Raw genomic sequence first — 21,327 nt, 5'->3', positions numbered from 1 at the left:
TATTTAATTGGTGCCATCCTATTTGGCTCAGGCCTAAGATTAAAGGAAGCCCTAAAACTTAGGGTAAAAGATATTGACCTAACCACTAAATCTATCTTTGTGTACCGAGGAAAAGGGCAAAAAGATCGAGTTTGTATGCTTCCTAACGGATTGATTGATACTCTAAAGTCACAAATGAAACTGGTAAAAAAGCTCCACGAGACGGATTTGTCAGATGGCTTTGGACTTGCTTCATTGCCCATCTCTCTCATCAGAAAATATCGCAGTAATGCTTCTAAGTTTCATTGGCAACATATCTTTCCTGCTAGCCGCCGTTGCATGCACCCAAGTGACAACTACGTGTGCAGACACCATATTCATCCAACGGCTTTTTCACGAGCATTAAGGCAAGCTACCACTAACAGTGGTATAGATAAGCGCGTTACCGCCCATACTTTCCGCCATTCGTTTGCAACATCTTTATTACTCAAAGGCCATGACATTCGCACCATCCAGGAGTTATTGGGACACAGTGATGTCAAAACAACCGATATATATACCCATGTGATTGGTGGCCATCATACTGGGGTCATAAGTCCTCTTGATAGTCTTTAAGGCATACAACAAGACTAGCTACTAAAGCCATATCTTTTGCTTTCTGCATTAGTAAATATAAGGCAAACACAGAAACACAAAATTAGAATGAGTCATTGTTCTAAATGATAATGGGGCATAAATGAGCTACACACTCCTCTATCACTTTCGAACAAACACACCCGTTCATCAAATATCATATTCAAGTCGCTCAATGTATTTGAGTAATGCCCTAGCCTGAATATCCTTCCCATAGCGGCCGTAGGTGATGTTTGGGTTTGCGTGGCCAACTATCTGCGCCACAATATGCTCGCTGATATCCAACCGCTTAAACTCATCAATAAAAGTGTGTCGTAGACTATAAGCCGTTGGTCGTTGACTCGCTTTCATGCCAATGCAGGTTTGTAATATCGATAGGTGCTTACAATAGGTTTTTGACCAATCTTCCACTAACCCCACTGGTTTGTAATTAAACAACTGGGGATGTTTTTTACGTGTTTTTACAAATTCAATAAAGCCCTGCTCTATCAAGGTTTGGTGGATTGGAATACTGCGCCTTGCATTAGCATTCTTAATACGTTGCCCTTTGCCGCTGTCATCAACGTTAATGCAATGAATACCTTCGATTACGACGATGTCACTGGGCTTTAACTGACACGCCTCTGATGGCCTTAGGCCGCCATAAAGCATCAATCGGGTGACCCACTTAAAGTCCGCTGTTGAAGCTTTAAATTCGGCTGAATGTATCAGCCTTTTAAGTTCACTCGTATCCCAACGGTCTCTTTCTTGGTTGGCTTTAACTTTGGGCTTTTGCCCTACTGTCACGTTTTCAAAAGGGTTATGGCTGCAGTAGTTCATTAACTTGCACCACTTAAAAAACTGAAATACGGCCGCTAAGTATTCTTTATTACTTTTATAGCTTCTGCCCTGTGTAAGCAGTTCATCACGGTACTTCATCGCATCAGCCGAGGTAATATCGTTAGTGCAAATAGTTTGGGTGCTTTTTGGTGACCGGTTACCGATTGTTGGCAGTAACTTAATGAAGTGACAGGTTCGCTGTTCAAGTTGTTTAATAGAGAGTGGTCTAATGCCTGACTTCTCTTTTGAAGTAACAAAACCTGCTAGAGCATCATGTAACGTCACCACGGACATTGCTTGAGCTACAGCCGTGGTTTCACGGTGTTGTGACAGCTTAGTGTCTCTAATGGGGATGCTATAACTTGCTGGCTTTGTACTGATGGTTGACTTGTTTTTCTCAAATTCACTGCGAAGACTGTTAATCACTTCATCAACATAACGAATAAAGTCATTGATACAGGTTTGATGGTCTATGGTATTGATGATTTTTTTCAGCGTGCCTGCGACATCAATATTGCGAATAACCGCTTGTGCTCTGTCACGAGTCAACAAAGAAACTTTAATATCAAAAGGAAAGCCTTTATCGCGTAAAGATTTGGCTAAACAGATACGTGTGAAGTACACGCTATTAGGAGCTCTGCTAATGTAAAAGGCAGGTACATTGTCTGAGTCAATCCTCTCAGAAAGCCCCTCAAATGCCAGAAACAAAAAAGCCGTTGATAATCAACGGCTTTTCTATTATTTGATATGGCAAAGAGATAGCGTATTTCCGAAATAGGAACCCTTGGGTTCAAATGCTTTTAAAAGCAGATTAAACGAAAAAAGGCTCATCATTTCTGATGAGCCTTTCGTCTTAAATATGGCGGAGAGATAGGGATTTGAACCCAAGGTATTCGCCATAATAAAAGTTTAAAATACATTAAAATCAATAACTAATCGAGAAATCACATTTTAGGTAGTGAACATTCGTAGTCGATATATGACATTTAAGTATTTATTGCGTAGGTTGTCAATGATTAACGCTTTGCTAATCCTAAATTGTGTTGGCTTTGTGCAATCCGATTGAGCTACTTCTAGGATGAAGCCTAACGCCACTGTTAAAGTGGAAGGGTTAAAAAATTAACAGTTAAAATGCAGAACAAGAAAAGTATAAGGAGGTGCTAAGGTATTGATATTTTTTAGGTAACGAAATTAGCTGGCGATGCTAAGGGATCAATGCGTCTAGTGAAAAATGTTACTGCTCAACGCACACCGAAAAAGCGTAAGATCTTACGCCGTTATTTACACTATAAAGGTATCACTCGGGCTTGTTCAACAATCGGGATAAGGACGCGGCTGCGCGCGGCCTATCCTTATTTGTTATGTTTACTCTATGGGATATACCAGGTGCTCTTGAAAACATCGGGACTATCGTATAATGGCTGTGGCTTTATAGATTCATCTAGATATCGGCGAAGAACAACCTTGATGCCAAAATCTTGATATAACTCAAATCCAAGAGACACATAAAAAGTTACAAGATTTTCCTTAGTAACCTCACTACTTTCGTCAGGTAGTGCGATAATTTCTATGCAAGCTTGGTTACATTCTACTTGAATGTGTTCAATCGCAGTATTTAGTAAATCACGAGCTATCCCAGTTCTACGTAATTCAGGTAACACATCTATACGTTCGATTGAATAGAACATATTTTGATGGTCATCTTTTCTCCACATACAATAACAATCTTTAGGGTGTTCTTCGAGGTAGACAATGAAATCACCGTGAACCTCTTTGTATTTAATTGCCATAATTCTCTTCTCAAGACATCAGCTAGTTCTAGCTAACTTTTAGCAGATATCAATAAACATAACGCCTGCATAACACGTTTGCTACCATGCAGATTGAGACTAAATTTACCACTTAATACGGTAAACTCAAAGAAATCTAGAATGCCGAATGTAGTAAATCGTGTTGATGCATTTGTTAACTGCTATTCATGCGAAACAGGATATTGACTAATTTCAAATAGAATGGAATACCAGTGCACCCAATTATAGGTATACAAAGAAGTCTGAAATGAAAAAAAACACTGTAAAACCAAACACTAAAGAAATAACATTCACGCCAAAATTTAGTGGAAATTCAATTGTACAAAAAGTTGGTTCTTGTAAAGGATGCGGTGGAAAGATCACTTTTGCCATCAGTGTCGCATTAAGTTAATCCAGAGTTAAAGCTTATGTTGAAATTTACAAGCCGAAGCAATACAAAATATATTTATAATCAAGTAGATAACAATATATTTCCTATTTATGATAATTCAAGCTGGAAAACTATTACTAGTGAATTTAAGAAAGCATATCCTTCGACTAACATCAGCTTTATTGGGCCGGATAATAAACTATTTAATGAAGTAAAGTCAGAAGTACTTATTATAAACTTAACTGATAGTTGTAACTTACGCTGTACATATTGTGCATATTCAGAACACTATCCATTTGAGCGAAATCATAATAAAGCACAAATATCTTTTAATACCGCAAAAATAGCTATCGAGGAGTATTTATCTCGTTCTAATCATCTAATACGAAGACGCATCAACCTCTATGGTGGTGAGCCAACTATGGCTTCAAGTTTAGTTTATAAAATTATAAATTTTATAAACTCAAAAGCAGGAAATGTAGATTTTTCCATAAACACTAACGCCTACTCATTTACAAATGAATGGATTGATTTTGTTATAAAAATAACATTCAATTACAAATAAGCATAGATGGCGATCAATCTAGACATGATAAATATAGATTAAGTATCAATGGAAAAGGAACATTTAACAATATTTTTAAAAATTTAACTAGAATATATGATTCTTCTCGTGATTATTATGAAAACAATATTATTTTCCTTGCCACCCTATCTCCACCGTATCAATTATTGAATATTTACTCATTATTCAATTCCAATATATTATTTAAACAACCATGGGCTATAAATTATGTTCGGCCAATCGATACAACATTTATTACTAGTATCGATAAAGTAGATCAAATTTCAAAATATTCTGATCAGGAAATTATCATTGCAAATGATTTTATTGATGCTGCTATAAAAAATGAGGCTTCTACTCATTTTGGCCACTGGGTATTTAGCTCTGGCTTAAAAAAAATACATTTTAGAGATATGGTTCCAAATGCAAATGAATGGATAAATGGGTGTTGTACTCCTGGAGTTGACAAGTTTTTCGTTGATTCTACAGGCGAATATTATCCATGCGAACGCTCCGGAAAATTCATGAATATTGGTAATGTAAAATCTGGGTTAAATATACATAAAGTTACTAAAATAATTGAAGAGTACACTTCTGATTGCAATGATAATTGCAAGCTATGTCCAAACCTTCGATTTTGTGATACTTGTTATTTAGGTTCAAAGCGAGGTGTAGAACTTGAGCTTGAACGTAAATATGATTTTTGTTCTAAGCGTATTCAGAAGCTAAAACAAATGCTGTATATATATGTAAGTATTTTAGAAGAAAACCCATCATCATTAGATTATTTAAATATAAATGAATAAGTCTAACTAAGGCAGTTAACAGCTTATTGAAGGGCTTGCGCAGTAAAGTCAGCCCCTTAACTTATTAATTAATAATATCCTACATTTGCTATCTTATTGATGTAAAGCAATTAATTGTATCTAGCAGACACAAACAAACCGAGGTTGCGCGTAAAGTAAGATATGCCTTGATGGTAATAAAAATTAAAGATAACAAAATCAGAATATTACAATTTTTTAATTTTTAAACCGATACAACTAAAGCACTATTTTAAATCAATTTTTATCATAAATTGATGAAACACTATTATAACTGTACATAAAAACAGTGCAGACCATATAAAAGTGGTCATGCTGCTTTTGTCTTTAACGCTTTTGATTTTTTCACATGCGCAGCATGTGGCTGTTGGGTTCAAAGGGGTACTCCCCTTGCCCGTAGCTAGTATCCGACCTTTTTGGAACAAAAAGTGGGATACTAGCGTACCGGGTTACGCTGTTGTCCCACTTTCAAGTGGGCTAATCTTTCTCGCAGTCGAGGCTGCTGTGCCGCGCCTTTTACGCCCTCATTGAGTGCGTATTTAAGACGTTAGCTTTAATCTCTCATTAGATATAGTTAGCTCAAAGGCGATACTATCCACCACAGGCTTGAGCGTTTTCACATCAAACTTTTTGCCGTAACGGCCATAGGTGATATTTTGATACGCATGACCCACTATTTGTGCCACTAATGACTCTTCAACTTGCTGTTGTTTAAGCTCATCGATAAAGGTGTGTCTGAATGAATAAGCCGTTGGGCGCTTGCCTGCGATGTAGTTAAGGCTGTCCAGCAACTGGCCAAATTCACGACAAAAGGTTTGCGACCAATTGCCATCATGACTAGGTTTGTAGTTGAATATTGGTTTTGTTTTTGATGTCCGGTCAGCGCGTGTTTTTACAAAGTCCATAAATCCAAGTTCAATCAGTTGGTGGTGTATTGGTACTTTTCGCTTGGATTGCTCAGTCTTAACTTTTTGGCCTGCGATGGCGTTAGTGATAGTGATAGTGATAGTGATAGTGATAGTGATAGTGATAGTGATAGTGATAGTGATAGTGATAGTGATAGTCATCAATTTAAAGAACTTGAAGCATTTGTTTACACACTTTTTATTACTCAAAACTCTCAAAAACAAACATTATTTAATTTATTTTATATCAAATAAAGTTATATTTAACAGTAGCTTACGGCAAAAAAAGAATTGACAGCATGATAGGTTATCAGTAGATTACGAACGACACTAGATACTAATTTTTAGTAGTCGATTTATAAAGAAATGGAGATGATCACATGCTGTTAAAAAATTTCGATAAATCGCATCGATATATTTTCGATGTACCAAAGGAAACGTATTTTGATGTGCTTCGTGGTTATAATCGACCTGCAATGTATTTTGAAATTTCTCATGAAGCGAAAGTACTTCTATTGGACTTTATTGAGCGCAAAAGATACGGGCTCGTAATTAGTGAGTCACTACTTTCAAAAATTGAAGTGCAAACAGATTTTGTGAAAATGATAATTCAGCTGGCTGAGCATAAATATAACCACTCTGCAATTTGTGTTGGAAAATACACTGATGAAAACGGGCAGTTGGTTGACAACATTGTAGTCTTTGGTGAATCACGGTACAGAGCCGTAAAATTTCTACAGGAAAACGGACTTGATGACGTTGCACTTAGGGCTTTCAAACGTGAATTTAATTCAATATCAGATTTATTTAAAGAAAGGAAATCTGAAAACGAAGATCGCAACAACCTCTCTAACTGGAGTGAATGTGTTGCTGCTTATGACTCGATTGAACAGTACAAGTCCACGGGTTTATCTACAACCGATGCGAGATCTACTTTAATCAATAGCAACGTCAAGAATAGCAAACAGAAATTATCGAAACTGCTAACTTGCTATGAGTATTTAACAGCAGAGTGGATGGAGTCGCAGCAGACTTTTTCACTGTATGCATCTAAAAAAAACCTTTATGGTGCTGCTGCATTTATAAAAAAAGTAGATAAGTTATATAGAGAGCTTGAATGCGAACACTCAGGGCAAGATGCCAAGAAGCAACTGGCTGATTTTTTACAAAGATCGGGGTCAGTAGAGAACACGGACGGAGGAATTTCTAAATTCAACGCAAAAATAAAATCTTTCCTAGCTAAACTTGAATTACAGTTTTTTTCTGATAAGAGTACACCAAAGCCTGAATCAAAAAACTTTAATCTTCCGCACTCTATTGAAATCAAAAATTCAAAAGGTGAAATTAGAGAGTTAAAAATTGAAATTAGAGAGTTAAAAAAGAAACTAGCTAGCATTGAACAAAATAAAAAATGTCAATAAAAACAGAGGCTATATTAATTTTAGAATCAATGATCAATTTAGCTTTCAGCAGAAATCGTTAACTCAAAGTTGATTTTATCCACCACAGGTTGGAGCGTTTTGACATCAAACTTTTTGCCATATCGTCCGTACGTGATGTTTTGATACGCATGACCGACAATTTGTGCTACTAATGATTCTTCAACTTGCAGTTGTTTAAGCTCATCAATAAAGGTGTGCCTGAATGAGTAAGCCGTTGGGCGCTTGCCTGAGATAAAGTTAAGATTGTCCAACAATTTACCAAATTCACGACAAAATGCGAGCGACCAATTACCATCATGACTGGGTTTATAGTTGAATATCGGCTTTGTTTTTGATGTCCGGTCAGCGCGTGTTTTGACAAACTCCATAAACCCAAGTTCAATCAGTTGGTGGTGTATTGGTACTTTTCGCTTGGATTGCTCAGTCTTAACTTTTTGGCCTGCGATTGCGTTAGTGATAGTCATCACTGATATGCCGTCTTTGACTGCAATATCATGAGTATGAAGCTGGCACGCCTCTGCTGGGCGCAAACCGCCATACATCATCAATAGCGTTATCCATTTAAAGTCATGGCTTTTGTCAATAAAGGCGGTTGAATGCAATACCTGCTTTATCTGGCTCGGTTGCCAGCGCAGACGCGCTAAATCGTGCCCAGCCTGATTAGCCGGTTTAGTGAGTTTGACTTCATCAAACGGGTTTTCAGTGGTGTAGCGCATTAGCTTGCACCATTTAAAGAATTGCGACACAGCGGCTAAGTAGTCTTTGTTACTTTTATGGCTTCTGCCCTCCTCCAGTAAGCAGTCTTTGTATTCCATTGCTTCAGCGCTAGTCACAGCGCACACATCATCCAAATGAGTACGTTCAATAAAGTGACCAATACGTTGATTGAGCTGCTTTACCGTTAAGGCTGAGACAATCTGCTTTCGCTTAGAGGCGATAAACTTTGTTAGTGCACCATTTAATGTAATGTTATCTGCTGATTTAATTGACGTTTTATTGCCATCAGCCCTAGTTAGCTTTGGGTTTGAGCGATAGGGATGTGAGTCAATTGTCTCAGCCATTTGTGTGGGGCGAGTTGGGATAAACGAGGTCATTTCACGAACAGGTTTAGCCTGCTCATCTTGCGTTTCAGTTATGCCCATAAAGCCCTGTCGGGCATCATTAATCAGCCCATTGACCTTTGATTTAAACTCATCGGTATTAGATTGTGGGGTTAAACTACTGATTATAGGCCGCAATATACCCGCTATCACCAGGTTACGGCCAATAGCGATAGAACGTTGCTTAGTAAGGAGTGACACTTTGATGTCGGCAGAGAAGCCTTTATCACGTAGATAAACAGGCAATACCATGCGGGTATAGTAGGTGCAATTTGTGGCGCGAAATAAGTACATATGTCTCAGTCATCCGTTTTGGACCTGAAAACATGATTTCTCAAACGCTAGACAGCAAAAAAGCCATTGAAATTCAATGGCTTTTTTGCTTTAGAATATGGCGGAGAGATAGGGATTTGAACCCTAGATGGGCTACAAACCCATGCCGGTTTTCAAGACCGGTGCATTCGACCACTCTGCCATCTCTCCGAACGATCGAGATAATAGCTATCTCACTCGCTGCTGTAAAGCATAAATTTAAGATTCTTTACTGTTTGCTTAAGTTAGCATCAATCTGCGCTGTTTTTATTAGCGTGAAGTGCGATGCTAGCAGGATCTGGCTTTATGAAGTTATTTGTTACTGAAGCCCAACTATCATGCTTTGACAATAAATAGCCTAAGTAAGCAACAACAGCACTCAATACGATACCTAAACCGATAGTCACTTCATTATATTGTACGAACATCGCGACAATACTTGATGCGCCGAACGCCATACCAATCTGAAGGAAGTTTTGTAAACCTGCAGCTTTGGTGGCATTTTTACTGAACTGCTGTAAGGCATTGTTGACGACCAAAGGATAAGTCGCACCGTTAGCTGCAGCAAGTAATGAGAAGGTTACCAATAGCGGATAAATTGATTCCATTGGGATTACCAAAGTCGCTATTGCAATGGTTGCAACACAGAAGAAAAACAGTCCCAATAAATAATTAAGCGCCTGTGTGGTACCGAATTTTTTAACAAGTACTTTGCTCATGTAACCACCCACGATAAACATGATGGTTTGTGGAATAAAGCTCAAGCCAATGGCTTTAGCTTCATAACCAAATTTAATCATTACACTTGGCCATACCGTTAAATAACTAAAGAATGCTGCAGACAATGCACCAAATATAACCACGTTACCTAAAAACCGGGTGTTTTTTAAGATGGTTTTATAGCTGATGTTTTCTTGTGGTTCTGCTTGTTTGTTCTCTGGTGCAACTAACAGCTTGGTCATAACGATAAGCAAAACCGCAAGTATTGCTAAAGTAATGAAAACTGCTCTCCAGCCAAATGTATCAACAATTGATGCACCAATGAGAGGTGCAACAGCAGGTGATAGCGCAACTAAAGGCATGATGTTTGAAAACACTTTTTGCGCTTTTTCAGCATCATATTTTTCAACGACAATAGCTTGCCAAATTACACCAGCACTACAGGCACCTAACGCTTGGAAAAAACGTGCGATATTAAGCATAATAATCGAGTTACTGGCGACAATTAAGGCGCTGGCTGCTGCAAAGATAACTAAACCAATTATTAAGGCTTTTTGTTTGCCTACTTTTTCAACTAATGGACCATAAAGTAATTGGCCGATAGCTAAACCCGCTAAGAAAGACGTTAATGAAAAAGCGACGTTGTTTAAGCTGGTATCAAATGAGTCAGCTATGTTTTGAAATGCAGGTAAATACATGTCGGTGGCAATAAAGCCCAGCATACTTAACAGTGCTAAGTAGCCTAATAAAATAAAGTACTGCACATTGGCAGAGGTAGATGATGCTTTTTTCATAAAAAAAGTGTCCGAAAGTGGCTTAATTAAAAATCAGCGTGCAGTCTAATCACTTGCAAAAGCAATGTGAAACGTTTAGTTTTGATGACTGCATTCATAAATTTTCACAGCAAAGGATAGCAAGCTATGCTTTCAGAACAAGCATTGGAAATGATCGACATTGTCGCTCGCTTAGGTAGTTTCACGGCAGCAGCCAATCAATTACACAAAGTTCCTTCAGCAGTAAGTTATGCCGTAAAACAAATCGAAGATGAACTTGGTGTCATTTTGTTTGAAAGGCATCATCGCAGTGTCAGCTTAACGGAACCCGGTAAACATTTTGTCGCCCACGCAAGAGAGCTATTAGGTGACATGAATGACTTAAAGCGTAGCACTCAACGTGTCGCTAATGGCTGGCAACCCACCCTGTCTATCGCTTTAGACAATATTGTCCGCGCTGATCGTATTAGTGTACTAATTGCAGACTTTTATCGTCACTTTGACGATGTTGAACTCATCATCCGTATTGAGGTGTTTAATGGGGTCTGGGAAGCATTAGCAACAGGTCGCAGTGACATCGCCATAGGTGCAACCACAGCTATCCCTGTGGGCGGCGTATATCAGTATAAAGATATGCGCGAGATTCAATGGTCGTTTTTAGTCAGTCGTAACCACCCTCTAGCAGAAATTGATCGCCCATTAACAGACGATGAATTACGCATCTATCCCTCTATTTGTTTAGAAGATACTTCAAGGGAAATACCCAAACGCACAACTTGGTTGCTGGCCAATCAGCGGCGATTAGTGGTACCAGACTGGATAAGAGCGTTCAATTGTTTCCGTGATGGCTCAGGTATCGGCTATATGCCTAGAAACCTTGCAAAACCCTTTATCGACTCTGGGGTATTAATTGAAAAAACCTTAGAACATCCAAGAAATGCAAGCCCTTGCTGTTTAGCGTGGAATCAAGAAAAGATGTCACCTGCACTTGAGTGGGTTTTAGAATACTTAGGTGATACCGATAAGTTACATCAAGAGTGGCTCGCATAACCACAAAGCCAGCATCTTGATGACATTATTAACAAGTTGTAATGATAATTTAATGTTCAGTTCAGCTTTCTTAGTAAAAATGTTGTTTAGGACAATTTTTTATATGAACATGTGTCATTAAATAATAGTTAACATGACAGTGACACTTATATACCTTTAAGCTGTGTTAAAGCTAAGGTATTATAAATCTAAATAATTTAATAAATATCTTTTGTAGTGACTCTTATTGCGTCATTACAGTTTTTTTCGAGTCTATGGAGACTGTTATGAATCAACAAACTTTATCGGGCCATCAAGCTACAACGATGGAAACCAATAAACTGATCAAAAATACCTACATGCTATTGTCGATGACGCTTGCCTTTGCCGCTGTAATGGCTGGTGTAGCAATGATGATGAACATTGGCCCTTTCATGTCAATCGGACTATCACTTGGTAGTATCGTGGTGATGATGGTGACCCTGAAAAAAGCAGACAATGCTTCAGGGCTTGCATGGATTTTTGCCTTTACGGGTATGCAAGGTGCATCATTAGGATACATTTTAAACCACTACGCAGGTTTAGCTAACGGCCCTGAACTTATTATGCAAGCGTTTGGCTTAACCTCAGTTATCTTCATTTCTTTATCAGCTTATGCAATTAGCACTAAGAAAGATTTCAACTTCATGGGCGGCTTCCTTTTTGCTGGTCTGATTGTGGTTATCGGCGCATCACTGATCAACATGTTTGTTGGTAACAGTGTTGCATTTATGGCTATTCAAGCTGCTGTAGCAATGTTGATGGTAGGCTTAATCCTTTATGATACAAGCCGTATTGTAAATGGTGGCGAAACTAACTATATCCGTGCAACGATTTCGTTGTTCTTAAACTTCATCAACCTATTCATGGCGCTATTACACTTGATGGGCATGGGTAATGATGACTAGGCGTTAAGTTACTTGATTATTCATTTGGTTCTGACCTTGTGATTAATCGGCTTACTACGCTAAAATGGCTCCCTTACAGGAGCCATTTTTTATTGTTATGAATAAATTTATTATCCAAGTTAATGGCACGGTTTATGGCTCAACAGCGAGCTTTAGAGCGCTGCGCTTTACGACAAGTGTATTGTCATTAGGCCATCAAGTTACGCGTATTTTCTTTTATCAAGACGGCGTGACTAATAGTAGCCAATTAATCTGTCCTGCCTCTGATGAATATGACTTGCACCAAGCATGGAAAAACTTGGCAACTGAACACAATATTCAGTTGATAAATTGTGTGTCAGCAGCGCTGCGCCGCGGTGTGTTGTCACAGCAAGATGCCATCGAAAACACTAAATCACAGTTCAATTCTAGCGCCCCATTTGAAATGGGTGGTTTAGGTGAGCTGGTCACAGGTATTGAAACATCAGATCGATTAGTGTGCTTTTAATGCTGATTTTAAATTGCTTGGCAAGGTAACCACATGAAGCAAATTTGCGTTATTTTCAGACAAAGCCCGTTGGGCAATAGTTCCAGCCGTGAAGGCTTAGACTTTGCGTTACTCAGTGCCAGTTTTGAGCAACAAGTTAGCGTGGTTTTTACTGATGAAGCTGTGCTGCACCTGCTAGCAGATCAGCAGCCAGAATTAGTCGGCAGTAAAGATTACCTATCGACGTTTAAAGCTCTTAATATTTATGATATTGAAACCGTTTTAGTGTGTGAGCAGTCAGCAAAACAATTTGGCATCACTGAAGACAAGTTTAATTTTGAGGCGCAATTAGCTGATAGCAATGCCATTAAGCAATTATTAGCGCAAAGTGATGAAGTGGTGGTTTACTAATGATTTTACATCACATTCAAACCTCAGCCACCACTGACAACGCGCTAAATTGCTGCTTACGTTATATCGCTAGTGAAGACAGTATCATCCTTGCTGACGATGCGATTAATTGCTTATTACAAAGCCATTGGCAGCAAAAATTGCTAGATATACAGATTTATATATTATCTGAAGATATACAAGCTCGAGGCTTAACAGCACTTTTACCTAGCAGCGCTAATATCTCAATTATTGATTATGACCAGTTTGTACTGGCTACATTGAAACACACGAAGGTGATTACTTGGTAAATTCAATTGAATTTAATGGGCAACAAATAGAAGTTGATGCTCAAGGTTATTTAAAAAACGTTGCTGATTGGCAACCTGATATGGCAATTATTTTGGCTGCAGGTGAAGATATCGTATTAACCGAGCAACATTGGGAAGTGGTTAATTTTGTGCGTAACTTTTATCTTGAATACAAGACAAGCCCTGCTATCCGCGTGCTAGTGAAAGCCATAGGTCAGACGTTAGGGCCTGATAAAGGTAATTCAAAATACCTTTATACCCTCTTTCCTGTGGGCCCAGCTAAACAGGCGACTAAAATCGCAGGCTTACCAAAACCTGCTAAGTGCCTTTAACTATCATGTAACCAGACCTGCTAAATTTACGGCACAAAAAAACCAAACATGATGTTTGGTTTTTTTTAGGCTCAGATAACGCCTTAACGCTAGCGAAGACTTAGCCTATTTTTTCTAGGCCGCGCATATACGGACGTAATACGTCAGGCACGGTAATAGAGCCATCTGCATTTTGGTAGTTTTCAAGGATAGCAACTACTGTACGACCAACAGCAAGGCCTGAACCGTTTAAGGTATGAACCAAAGTTGGTTTCTTGTCATTAACACCACGGTAGCGTGCTTGCATACGACGTGCTTGGAAATCTTTCATGTTTGAACAAGAAGAGATTTCGCGGTAGGTGTTTTGCGCAGGTAACCACACTTCAATATCGTAAGTTTTCGAAGCGCCAAAACCCATGTCGCCAGTACATAAAATCACAGTACGATATGGAAGGCCTAGCCCTTCTAGTACTTTCTCAGCATGACCTGTTAGCTCTTCTAACGCATTCATTGAATCTTCAGGTTTAACAATTTGAACAAGTTCAACTTTATCAAACTGATGCTGACGAATTAGACCACGAGTATCACGGCCGTAAGAGCCCGCTTCACTTCGGAAACAAGACGTTAATGCCGTCATTTTAAGTGGTAAATCAGCTTCTTCAACGATAGTGTCACGTACTACATTGGTCAAAGGTACTTCAGCAGTTGGAATCAAGCTTAAGCCTTGGCCTTCTTCAGTGGCCGGTTTAGTGTGGAACAAATCTTCACCAAACTTAGGTAGCTGACCTGTGCCTAATAAGCTTTCTTCGTTAACCAGTAATGGCACATACATTTCTGAATAACCGTGATTTTCAGTATGTAGATCTAACATGTACTGACCCACAGCGCGGTTTAGGCGTGCGATTTGGCCTTTCATTACCACAAAGCGAGAACCGGTGATTTTAACGGCGTTTTTAAAATCTAACCCATCTAGATCTTCACCCAGTTTCACATGATCTTTTACTTCGAAATCAAATGTAGTTGGCTCGCCCCAAGTGCGGACTTCAACGTTATCATTTTCGTCAGCACCGGCTGGTACTGCGTCATCTGGTAAGTTAGGCATGCTCATAGCAATAGCATTTAACTCAGCTAACAATTCAGCTAGTTCAGATTTTTTCGCATCCAGTTGAGCACCTAAGTCCCCTACTTTAGCCATGATTTCACTGACATCTTCACCACGACCCTTTGCTTGACCAATGGACTTAGAAATTGCATTTCGGGATGCTTGCAATTCTTCTGTGGCCACTTGTAGCGACTTACGCTTTTCTTCTAAAGCGGTAAGGCGGCTAATATCAAGGATAAACCCACGCTTAGCTAACAGCTCAGCGGTGACTTCAAGTTCGTTACGCAAAAATTTTGGATCTAACATGTTTTATATTCTTAATAGTTAAATGCGAGAAAAAACTAGCTGCTGACCGACATATACCATGAAAATACACAGTACAACGTTCAACAACACGTTGAGAATAGCTTTTGCAAAAAGACCTTCTTGCATTAGCAATAATGTTTCATTGGAAAAAGTAGAAAAAGTCGTTAAGGCGCCTAACAATCCAACACCTATCATGGCTTTTAATTCAGGACTTAACTGGCTGGCTTGACCAATGGCATAAACCACACCCATCAAAAATGATCCCAATACATTTACCAACAGTGTACCAAAAGGGAAACTGCTTCCAAATAGCTGAAGCATGAAAATTGAGATTAGATAACGAAAAACAGCCCCAATTGAACCACCAAGGGCCACAAACATGATATTGCTCATGCTAATCATAGCGCTTTACCTCACTGGTTCGGTCTAGTTCTGCTAAATGGGCAAGTTTGTCTTTGATTCTTTTTTCAAAGCCGCGCTCGGTTGGATAATACAATTGGCTATCTTTTATTGACTCAGGGAAGTAATTCTCCCCATTTGCGTAGGCACCTGGTTCATCATGAGCATAGCGATACCCTGCCCCTAAACCTATATTTTTCATCAATTGAGTCGGTGCGTTACGTAAGTGATCTGGCACTGATTCATGACCTGTTTCGCTTGCAAGCATTCTTGCTGCTTTAAAGGCGGTGTAAACCGCATTACTTTTTGGCGCACTGGCCAAGTAAACAATCGCTTGGGCGATAGCACGCTCACCTTCAGCAGGACCAACGCGGTGATAACAATCCCAAGCATTAAGCGCAATATTCATTGCAGTAGGATCGGCGTTTCCTACATCTTCAGAGGCAATGGCTAATAGTCTACGTGCTACATAGAGAGGATCGCCGCCGCCTTCAAGTATTCGACAATACCAATACAAAGCAGCATCAGGAGCTGAGCCTCTCACGGACTTATGCACCGCAGAAATCAAATCATAAAATTGATCGCCATTTTTATCATAAGCGGCCATTTGATGCCCAGCGACTTGCGTCAGCATCTCTTGAGTAAATTCACCGTTATCAGCAACCAAGTCACTCATTAACTCGAGTAAATTTAATGCTTTGCGCGCATCACCATCACTAATTGAAGCTAACTGCTGCATTACTGTTTCAGGAATAGTAAAACCACGTTTACCAAAACCACGCTCAGTATCCATTAATGCTTGATTGATAATCGCGGCAATATCATCGCCATCTAAGCGATTGATTAAATAAACTCTGGCACGAGACAATAAGGCGTTATTGAGCTCAAAAGATGGGTTTTCAGTGGTCGCGCCAACAAAAATAACAGTACCGTCTTCGATAAAAGGTAAAAACGCATCTTGTTGGCTTTTATTAAAACGATGGACTTCGTCCACAAACAATAATGTACGCTGACCACGGCTTTGAGCTACCGCTTTAGCTTGCTCAATGGCGGCGCGAATTTCTTTAACCCCTGAGGTAACCGCCGAAATGCGCTCTACATGGGCATTGGCATAATGCGCCACCAATTCAGCTAAGGTGGTTTTACCTGTGCCAGGAGGGCCCCATAACAACATAGAGTGAGCTCGATTGGCCTCAAGTGCTTGGCGCAGTGGTTGCCCTTTACCGAGTAAATGCTGCTGCCCTACATACTCACTTATCTCCCTTGGGCGCATTCTTGCGGCTAAAGGACGAAAGTCTGGGGCAAAATCGAAACCTAAAGTAGACACTATAACCTACTGAGCTAGGCTTGAACGTTGATCGTCAATATCAACGTTTGCCGGTACGGTAAATTCAAATAAGCCGTTTTCGTCTGCCGCAACCTTGGTTTGATTTGTTAACGTGAACTGACTGTAATTGCCTTGCTCATCTAACAAATTAAAATCAGTAAGCTCTGCCTCATTGAAACACACAGTGACAGTCACCACACTTGAATCATCCGCTTTGGGCTTAATGGAATAACAGGCTTTAGCTGACTCTGGCTGAATTTGCTCAACACGATACTGAGACCAAGTTGTTTCATCGCGATGAACTAACAAAGCCATTGGAGATGCGTCAATAGCATCGGCAAAATCCATGACTGAAACTTCTTCAGCAAAAGGGTTATAAATCCATAAATCTTTACCGTCAGCCACAATGAGCGACTCATCAGGCTCAGTTAAATGCCAGTAAAATTTGTTTGGATAAGCAAGGGCAAATACCCCTTTACCTGACTGAATGACTTTATTGTTTATATCGGTAACTTGCTGGGTAAAATCAGCTTTTAATGAATCGGCTTTGGCTAAGCGATCACGCAATTGCGCTGATTCATCAGCTAACGCGTTGCCTGACAATAATAATGCTAAGGCTGTAACAACAGCAAAACGCTTGTTCATATAAATTCCTAATACTGTATTGCTAATTCTTAGCGATAAACTTTTAAGGCTAGTGGCTATGCTTTTTGTCACTAAGGCTTTTTCTTTATAAGGTTGATTATTAATGGCTTCATTATAACGGTTTATTTGGCCAAACTGGCTATAAGCGCAGTGATTGTTATGTTCGGTCCGAGGTTAGTTTCTCGGTGGCGGAGGAGCTAAAACCTCACGATTACCATTATGACCTTGTGTACTGACAATCCCCTGGGTTTCCATCATTTCGATAATCCGCGCCGCGCGGTTATAACCAATTTTAAACTTACGCTGCACACTTGAAATTGAACCTCTGCGGGTTTCAGTGACAAACGCAACCGCTTCATCATATAACTGATCAGTATCATCATCAGATTCTGCAGCTTCACCAGGCAGCAATACTTGCTCACCTTCACTGACGCCATTAAGGATTTCTTCAATATAACGTGGCTTACCACGAGCATGCCAGTCTGCAACGACTTTATGGACTTCATGATCGTCAATGAAAGCACCATGGACACGAATAGGTACGCTGGTACCTGGTGGCAAGTACAGCATATCACCCATACCGAGTAGTGTTTCTGCGCCTTGCTGATCTAAAATGGTTCTAGAGTCAATTCTTGATGACACTTGAAAAGCGATACGTGTTGGCACGTTTGCTTTAATCAAACCAGTAATGACATCCACTGAAGGTCTTTGGGTGGCTAAGATTAAGTGTATACCCGCTGCACGGGCCTTTTGCGCAATACGGGCAATCAGCTCTTCAACCTTTTTACCGACAATCATAATCATGTCAGCAAATTCATCGACCACTACCACAATAGAGGGTAATTTTTCTAACTCAGGGGCCTGTTCATCCATACTTTCAGATGACTTCCATAATGGGTCAACTATCGGTTCACCTGCTTCTATGGCTGATTTAATTTTAGCGTTATAACCTTTTAAATTACGTACGCCAAGCGCTGACATTAACTTGTAACGTCGCTCCATTTCACCAACACACCAACGTAGTGCATTAGCCGCTTCTTTCATATCGGTGACGACTTCACATAACAAATGTGGAATACCGCCATATACGGAAAGCTCCAACATTTTCGGATCAATCATGATAAAGCGCACATCATCAGGACCAGACTTATACAAGATACTGGTGATCATCACGTTGACGCCAACTGACTTACCCGAACCTGTAGTACCGGCAACTAATAAATGCGGCATTTTACCTAAATCAACCACCACGGGATCGCCAGCAATATCTTGTCCCAGCACCATGGATAAATCAGATTTACTTTCTTCAAAGGTTTTAGAGTCTAAAACATCGCGCATAAATACCGTTTCACGGAATTTATTAGGCAATTCAAGACCCACAAAGGCTTTACCTGGAATAACCTCAACAACGCGGACACTTTCTGCTAACAATGAACGGGCTAAATCTTTCGACAAATTAGTGATTTTTGAGGCTTTGACACCAGGGGCTAATTCAAGTTCAAATCGAGTCACCACAGGGCCTGGGAATACCCCAACAACATTAGCGACAATATTAAAGTCAGCCAGCTTAGTTTCAACCAACCTCGCGACAATATCTAGTTCTTCTTTGGTAATTGGGTTTTCTTTTCTATCAGGTACATCTAATAAGGTGATACTTGGCAGTGGCGGCATTTCAACTTTAGTTTGGCCATAAACTATTTGGGGTTCTTGGCCTGGCAACACCACAATTCCTTCAACAATACGCGCTTGCTCAACAGCTTTTGTAGTGGCAGGGTTTGGCTGCGAGGTCGCTGTTGCACCTGTGCTATTAGCTTGACTGAATGCTTCACCTAACGAGTCGCTATGACTAACATGAGCCTCAGACTGTTCACTTAAATGATGATTCGCTTGTGTGAAATCAGCTGCGGGGGCATCCCCTGATGCGATCCAAGCTGGGGTTAAATTATCATCGTCTTGGTGATCATTGCTGGCGTTTAATTTGGGTTCAAGTCTACCATTATGTGGCGTTAATTTAGCCTCATGGTCTATTTCAGCGCCAAAGCTTGGCTCTACATCTTGCTCTAAGTCACCTGCCAAATTAGTTTCTTCTTTGTCGCGACTGGGTTTCACTTTCGATTTAATACGGCTGAAAAGAGAGGGTTTTTCTTCTAATTCATCAGTTTCTATTGCTGCAGTAACTTCAGCCTCATTATGCGGCATACTAGTGAGATCAATTGCTGCAGCATCAAGCTCAGCTTTGTCATGCTTTACGTTGCCAGCATCGTCACCACGGTCCTGTTTAAATTTATCAACGACAGACATAAAGCCGCGGGTATCTTCGGTTTCGTTACTAGCTGATAAATAACTTGGGATACTAATGATCTTTTTAACACACCAAATAGTGGCTAGACCTGTACTTTCAATAACGGTTAGCCAGCTTATACCGGTAGTTAAAGTAAAGCCTGCGCCGATAAAACATAGCAGTAATAAAGTTGTTCCAAGGTTATTAAAGTAAGGCATCATTGCTTGGCTGATCACATCCCCTGCCACTCCGCCAGCAGAAAATACATACATGTCATCGGCATTCATACTCGCTAACGCTGCCAATGCAAATACCACCAGTAAAAAACCGATAATCCTTAAACCGACAGAAAAATAGTCGATTTCAAACAGCTTGTGAGTACGATTAAAAATGAACCAGCCAGAAGCAGCAATAATTATTGGTATGAGATAGGCTATGAAGCCGAAAAAATAAAATAGAACATCTGCTGTCCATGCGCCAACTGCGCCAGTTAGATTACTGATTTCACCTTGGAAATGCGACTGGCTCCAGCCGGGATCATTAGGATCGAAGCTGCTAAGTGCAATAAGAATATAAGTTGCAGTCATGCAACAAATGATCAACCCACCTTCCAAAAGACGCTGAAGGCCACTAAGTGTTTGAAGACTATTTCCCTGAGACAAACGAAAACACCCAAATAAGATTTAAAAAGAATGATAACAATAACAGAATATCAATGTGTATGCAGTGATTATGCAACGCGCGGATGCCAAGCTCAACCTAATGTTTTCAGATAGATGACTGTAGAAGATAAATAATTTTAATCTGGCTTAAGTTGGTTACTTTTAAGCCTAAGATTAAGCTTGCTGTAAATTTTTGGCAAAAAAATAAAGGGCAATGCCCTTTATTTTTATTGGTTATTAAATTTAGTAAGTATCAGCTAATAAATTTAAGGCAACTTTATTAGTTTGCTTAACTTCTTCCATAACCACGTAAGTACGAGTATCAGAAACTGATGGTAACTTAAGTAATGTCTCACCTAACAAACGACGATAAGCTGACATATCTGATACGCGGGTTTTTAGTAGGTAATCAAAATCGCCAGAAACCAAATGACATTCTTGAATATCATCTAACAACTGAACGGCTTTGTTAAAGCGTTCAAAAATATCAGGGGTATCTCGAGTTAAGGTGATTTCCACAAATACAAGTAACGATGCACCTAAGTAATGAGGATTAACTAATGCAGTGTAGCCATTAATGTATCCTTGTTTCTCAAGACGTTTAACTCGTTCTAAACATGGTGTTGGACTCAGGCCAACACGCTTAGATAACTCCACATTTGATATGCGACCATCAATCTGAAGTTCGTTGAGGATATTACGGTCAATCCGATCTAAATCTTTCACAGAATTTTTCTTATTATTTGCCATATTATTAACCTTGCTTTAGCACAAAAACAACATATTCATCTTTTAATGTGTAAAGTTTAGCAGCATAAACTGCGTCAGGGGCACTATACTAGACTTCCCTGAAATAAGCACGTTCAGGTCATCGAATATAATAACTACTGGCTCGTAA

21 protein-coding genes and 1 tRNA gene are annotated in these 21,327 nt (G+C 39.7%); 10 read left to right on the top strand and 12 right to left on the bottom strand.

The window, feature by feature from the left end; translation table 11 throughout:
- Positions 1-594: integron integrase (locus Q4557_RS12910; protein ID WP_303413176.1), on the top strand; the 594-nt coding region annotated here is incomplete at its 5' end.
- Positions 595-762: 168 nt separating this feature from the next.
- On the opposite strand, the gene Q4557_RS12905 is transcribed toward Q4557_RS12910, so the two are convergent.
- Together Q4557_RS12905 and Q4557_RS12900 are read right to left on the bottom strand one after the other, a co-directional pair.
- On the bottom strand, positions 763-2,055 hold the full coding sequence (locus Q4557_RS12905) for a tyrosine-type recombinase/integrase (RefSeq protein ID WP_303413174.1): 1,293 nt from the start codon (positions 2,053-2,055) through the stop codon (positions 763-765).
- 746 nt (positions 2,056-2,801) lie between these two features.
- A complete protein-coding gene (locus Q4557_RS12900; protein ID WP_303413172.1) occupies positions 2,802-3,221 on the bottom strand; it encodes an N-acetyltransferase in 420 nt (139 codons plus the stop codon).
- A gap of 428 nt (positions 3,222-3,649) precedes the next feature.
- Between Q4557_RS12900 and Q4557_RS12895 the strand changes: the two genes are divergently transcribed.
- Entirely contained in the window at positions 3,650-4,177 is a 528-nt protein-coding gene (locus tag Q4557_RS12895) for a radical SAM protein (protein ID WP_303413170.1), read from the top strand.
- A gap of 167 nt (positions 4,178-4,344) precedes the next feature.
- Positions 4,345-4,983 carry a hypothetical protein gene (locus Q4557_RS12890; protein ID WP_303413168.1) on the top strand — a complete coding sequence of 213 codons (639 nt, stop codon included), beginning with the start codon at positions 4,345-4,347 and terminating at the stop codon, positions 4,981-4,983.
- Positions 4,984-5,540: 557 nt separating this feature from the next.
- Here Q4557_RS12890 and Q4557_RS12885 read toward each other — a convergent pair.
- Positions 5,541-6,068, bottom strand: a complete 528-nt coding sequence (locus tag Q4557_RS12885; protein ID WP_303413166.1) for a tyrosine-type recombinase/integrase — start codon at positions 6,066-6,068, stop codon at positions 5,541-5,543.
- A gap of 218 nt (positions 6,069-6,286) precedes the next feature.
- On the opposite strand from Q4557_RS12885, the gene Q4557_RS12880 reads away from it, so the two are divergent.
- Positions 6,287-7,327 (top strand): hypothetical protein, encoded by a 1,041-nt coding sequence (locus Q4557_RS12880; RefSeq protein ID WP_303413163.1) that lies wholly within the window; start codon positions 6,287-6,289, stop codon positions 7,325-7,327.
- Positions 7,328-7,365: 38 nt separating this feature from the next.
- On the opposite strand, the gene Q4557_RS12875 is transcribed toward Q4557_RS12880, so the two are convergent.
- The 3 genes from Q4557_RS12875 to punC all read right to left on the bottom strand — a co-directional run bounded on the left by Q4557_RS12875 (position 7,366) and on the right by punC (position 10,274).
- Entirely contained in the window at positions 7,366-8,742 is a 1,377-nt protein-coding gene (locus Q4557_RS12875; RefSeq protein ID WP_303413161.1) for a site-specific integrase, read from the bottom strand.
- Positions 8,743-8,840: 98 nt separating this feature from the next.
- Positions 8,841-8,931 (bottom strand) — tRNA-Ser (locus Q4557_RS12870).
- An 80-nt stretch (positions 8,932-9,011) separates the two neighbouring features.
- Positions 9,012-10,274, bottom strand: a complete 1,263-nt coding sequence (gene punC / locus Q4557_RS12865; protein WP_303413159.1) for a purine nucleoside transporter PunC — start codon at positions 10,272-10,274, stop codon at positions 9,012-9,014.
- A gap of 126 nt (positions 10,275-10,400) precedes the next feature.
- On the opposite strand from punC, the gene punR reads away from it, so the two are divergent.
- The 6 genes from punR (at position 10,401) to Q4557_RS12835 (ending at position 13,728) form a co-directional block, all read left to right on the top strand.
- Positions 10,401-11,303 (top strand): DNA-binding transcriptional activator PunR, encoded by a 903-nt coding sequence (punR, locus tag Q4557_RS12860; protein WP_102437403.1) that lies wholly within the window; start codon positions 10,401-10,403, stop codon positions 11,301-11,303.
- A gap of 266 nt (positions 11,304-11,569) precedes the next feature.
- Positions 11,570-12,229 carry a Bax inhibitor-1/YccA family protein gene (locus Q4557_RS12855; protein WP_102437401.1) on the top strand — a complete coding sequence of 220 codons (660 nt, stop codon included), beginning with the start codon at positions 11,570-11,572 and terminating at the stop codon, positions 12,227-12,229.
- A 97-nt stretch (positions 12,230-12,326) separates the two neighbouring features.
- Positions 12,327-12,716, top strand: coding sequence for a sulfurtransferase complex subunit TusD (gene tusD, locus Q4557_RS12850; RefSeq protein WP_102437399.1), 390 nt, complete (start codon positions 12,327-12,329; stop codon positions 12,714-12,716).
- A 33-nt stretch (positions 12,717-12,749) separates the two neighbouring features.
- Entirely contained in the window at positions 12,750-13,106 is a 357-nt protein-coding gene (tusC, locus tag Q4557_RS12845) for a sulfurtransferase complex subunit TusC (RefSeq protein WP_102437397.1), read from the top strand.
- Positions 13,106-13,396, top strand: a complete 291-nt coding sequence (gene tusB, locus Q4557_RS12840; protein WP_102437395.1) for a sulfurtransferase complex subunit TusB — start codon at positions 13,106-13,108, stop codon at positions 13,394-13,396. The genes tusC and tusB overlap by 1 nt, the downstream gene beginning before the upstream one ends.
- Positions 13,390-13,728 (top strand): TusE/DsrC/DsvC family sulfur relay protein, encoded by a 339-nt coding sequence (locus Q4557_RS12835; RefSeq protein WP_102437393.1) that lies wholly within the window; start codon positions 13,390-13,392, stop codon positions 13,726-13,728. The genes tusB and Q4557_RS12835 overlap by 7 nt, the downstream gene beginning before the upstream one ends.
- 100 nt (positions 13,729-13,828) lie before the next feature.
- On the opposite strand, the gene serS is transcribed toward Q4557_RS12835, so the two are convergent.
- From serS to lrp, 6 genes are all read right to left on the bottom strand, one after another.
- Entirely contained in the window at positions 13,829-15,115 is a 1,287-nt protein-coding gene (gene serS / locus Q4557_RS12830; protein WP_102437391.1) for a serine--tRNA ligase, read from the bottom strand.
- Between the two features lie 18 nt (positions 15,116-15,133).
- Complete coding sequence (gene crcB, locus Q4557_RS12825; RefSeq protein ID WP_076537957.1) at positions 15,134-15,508, bottom strand: fluoride efflux transporter CrcB; 375 nt, start codon at positions 15,506-15,508, stop codon at positions 15,134-15,136.
- A 1-nt stretch (position 15,509) separates the two neighbouring features.
- The gene (locus tag Q4557_RS12820) at positions 15,510-16,841 is read right to left on the bottom strand and encodes a replication-associated recombination protein A (RefSeq protein WP_303413152.1); all 1,332 of its coding nucleotides are present in this window, start codon (positions 16,839-16,841) and stop codon (positions 15,510-15,512) included.
- Positions 16,842-16,847: 6 nt separating this feature from the next.
- Positions 16,848-17,486 carry an outer membrane lipoprotein chaperone LolA gene (gene lolA / locus Q4557_RS12815; RefSeq protein ID WP_303413150.1) on the bottom strand — a complete coding sequence of 213 codons (639 nt, stop codon included), beginning with the start codon at positions 17,484-17,486 and terminating at the stop codon, positions 16,848-16,850.
- Between the two features lie 174 nt (positions 17,487-17,660).
- A complete protein-coding gene (locus tag Q4557_RS12810; RefSeq protein WP_102531551.1) occupies positions 17,661-20,429 on the bottom strand; it encodes a DNA translocase FtsK in 2,769 nt (922 codons plus the stop codon).
- Between the two features lie 243 nt (positions 20,430-20,672).
- On the bottom strand, positions 20,673-21,179 hold the full coding sequence (lrp, locus tag Q4557_RS12805; RefSeq protein ID WP_076537850.1) for a leucine-responsive transcriptional regulator Lrp: 507 nt from the start codon (positions 21,177-21,179) through the stop codon (positions 20,673-20,675).
- Positions 21,180-21,327: the final 148 nt, after the last annotated feature.

The sequence above is a fragment of the Shewanella sp. 5_MG-2023 genome (genome assembly GCF_030547465.1).
Classification (GTDB): Bacteria; Pseudomonadota; Gammaproteobacteria; order Enterobacterales; family Shewanellaceae; genus Shewanella.
Note: the sequence above shows the minus strand (reverse complement) of the source record. Positions and strands in the feature narration are given on the sequence as shown.

Coding starts and splice junctions, on each gene's coding strand:
- Q4557_RS12900 (WP_303413172.1), bottom strand. CDS start 3,221: ATGGCAATTAAATACAAAGAGGTTCACGGTGATTTCATTGTCTACCTC.
- Q4557_RS12895 (WP_303413170.1), top strand. CDS start 3,650: ATGTTGAAATTTACAAGCCGAAGCAATACAAAATATATTTATAATCAA.
- Q4557_RS12885 (WP_303413166.1), bottom strand. CDS start 6,068: ATGACTATCACTATCACTATCACTATCACTATCACTATCACTATCACT.
- Q4557_RS12880 (WP_303413163.1), top strand. CDS start 6,287: ATGCTGTTAAAAAATTTCGATAAATCGCATCGATATATTTTCGATGTA.
- Q4557_RS12875 (WP_303413161.1), bottom strand. CDS start 8,742: ATGTACTTATTTCGCGCCACAAATTGCACCTACTATACCCGCATGGTA.
- punC (WP_303413159.1), bottom strand. CDS start 10,274: ATGAAAAAAGCATCATCTACCTCTGCCAATGTGCAGTACTTTATTTTA.
- punR (WP_102437403.1), top strand. CDS start 10,401: ATGCTTTCAGAACAAGCATTGGAAATGATCGACATTGTCGCTCGCTTA.
- Q4557_RS12855 (WP_102437401.1), top strand. CDS start 11,570: ATGAATCAACAAACTTTATCGGGCCATCAAGCTACAACGATGGAAACC.
- tusD (WP_102437399.1), top strand. CDS start 12,327: ATGAATAAATTTATTATCCAAGTTAATGGCACGGTTTATGGCTCAACA.
- tusC (WP_102437397.1), top strand. CDS start 12,750: ATGAAGCAAATTTGCGTTATTTTCAGACAAAGCCCGTTGGGCAATAGT.
- tusB (WP_102437395.1), top strand. CDS start 13,106: ATGATTTTACATCACATTCAAACCTCAGCCACCACTGACAACGCGCTA.
- serS (WP_102437391.1), bottom strand. CDS start 15,115: ATGTTAGATCCAAAATTTTTGCGTAACGAACTTGAAGTCACCGCTGAG.
- crcB (WP_076537957.1), bottom strand. CDS start 15,508: ATGAGCAATATCATGTTTGTGGCCCTTGGTGGTTCAATTGGGGCTGTT.
- lolA (WP_303413150.1), bottom strand. CDS start 17,486: ATGAACAAGCGTTTTGCTGTTGTTACAGCCTTAGCATTATTATTGTCA.
- lrp (WP_076537850.1), bottom strand. CDS start 21,179: ATGGCAAATAATAAGAAAAATTCTGTGAAAGATTTAGATCGGATTGAC.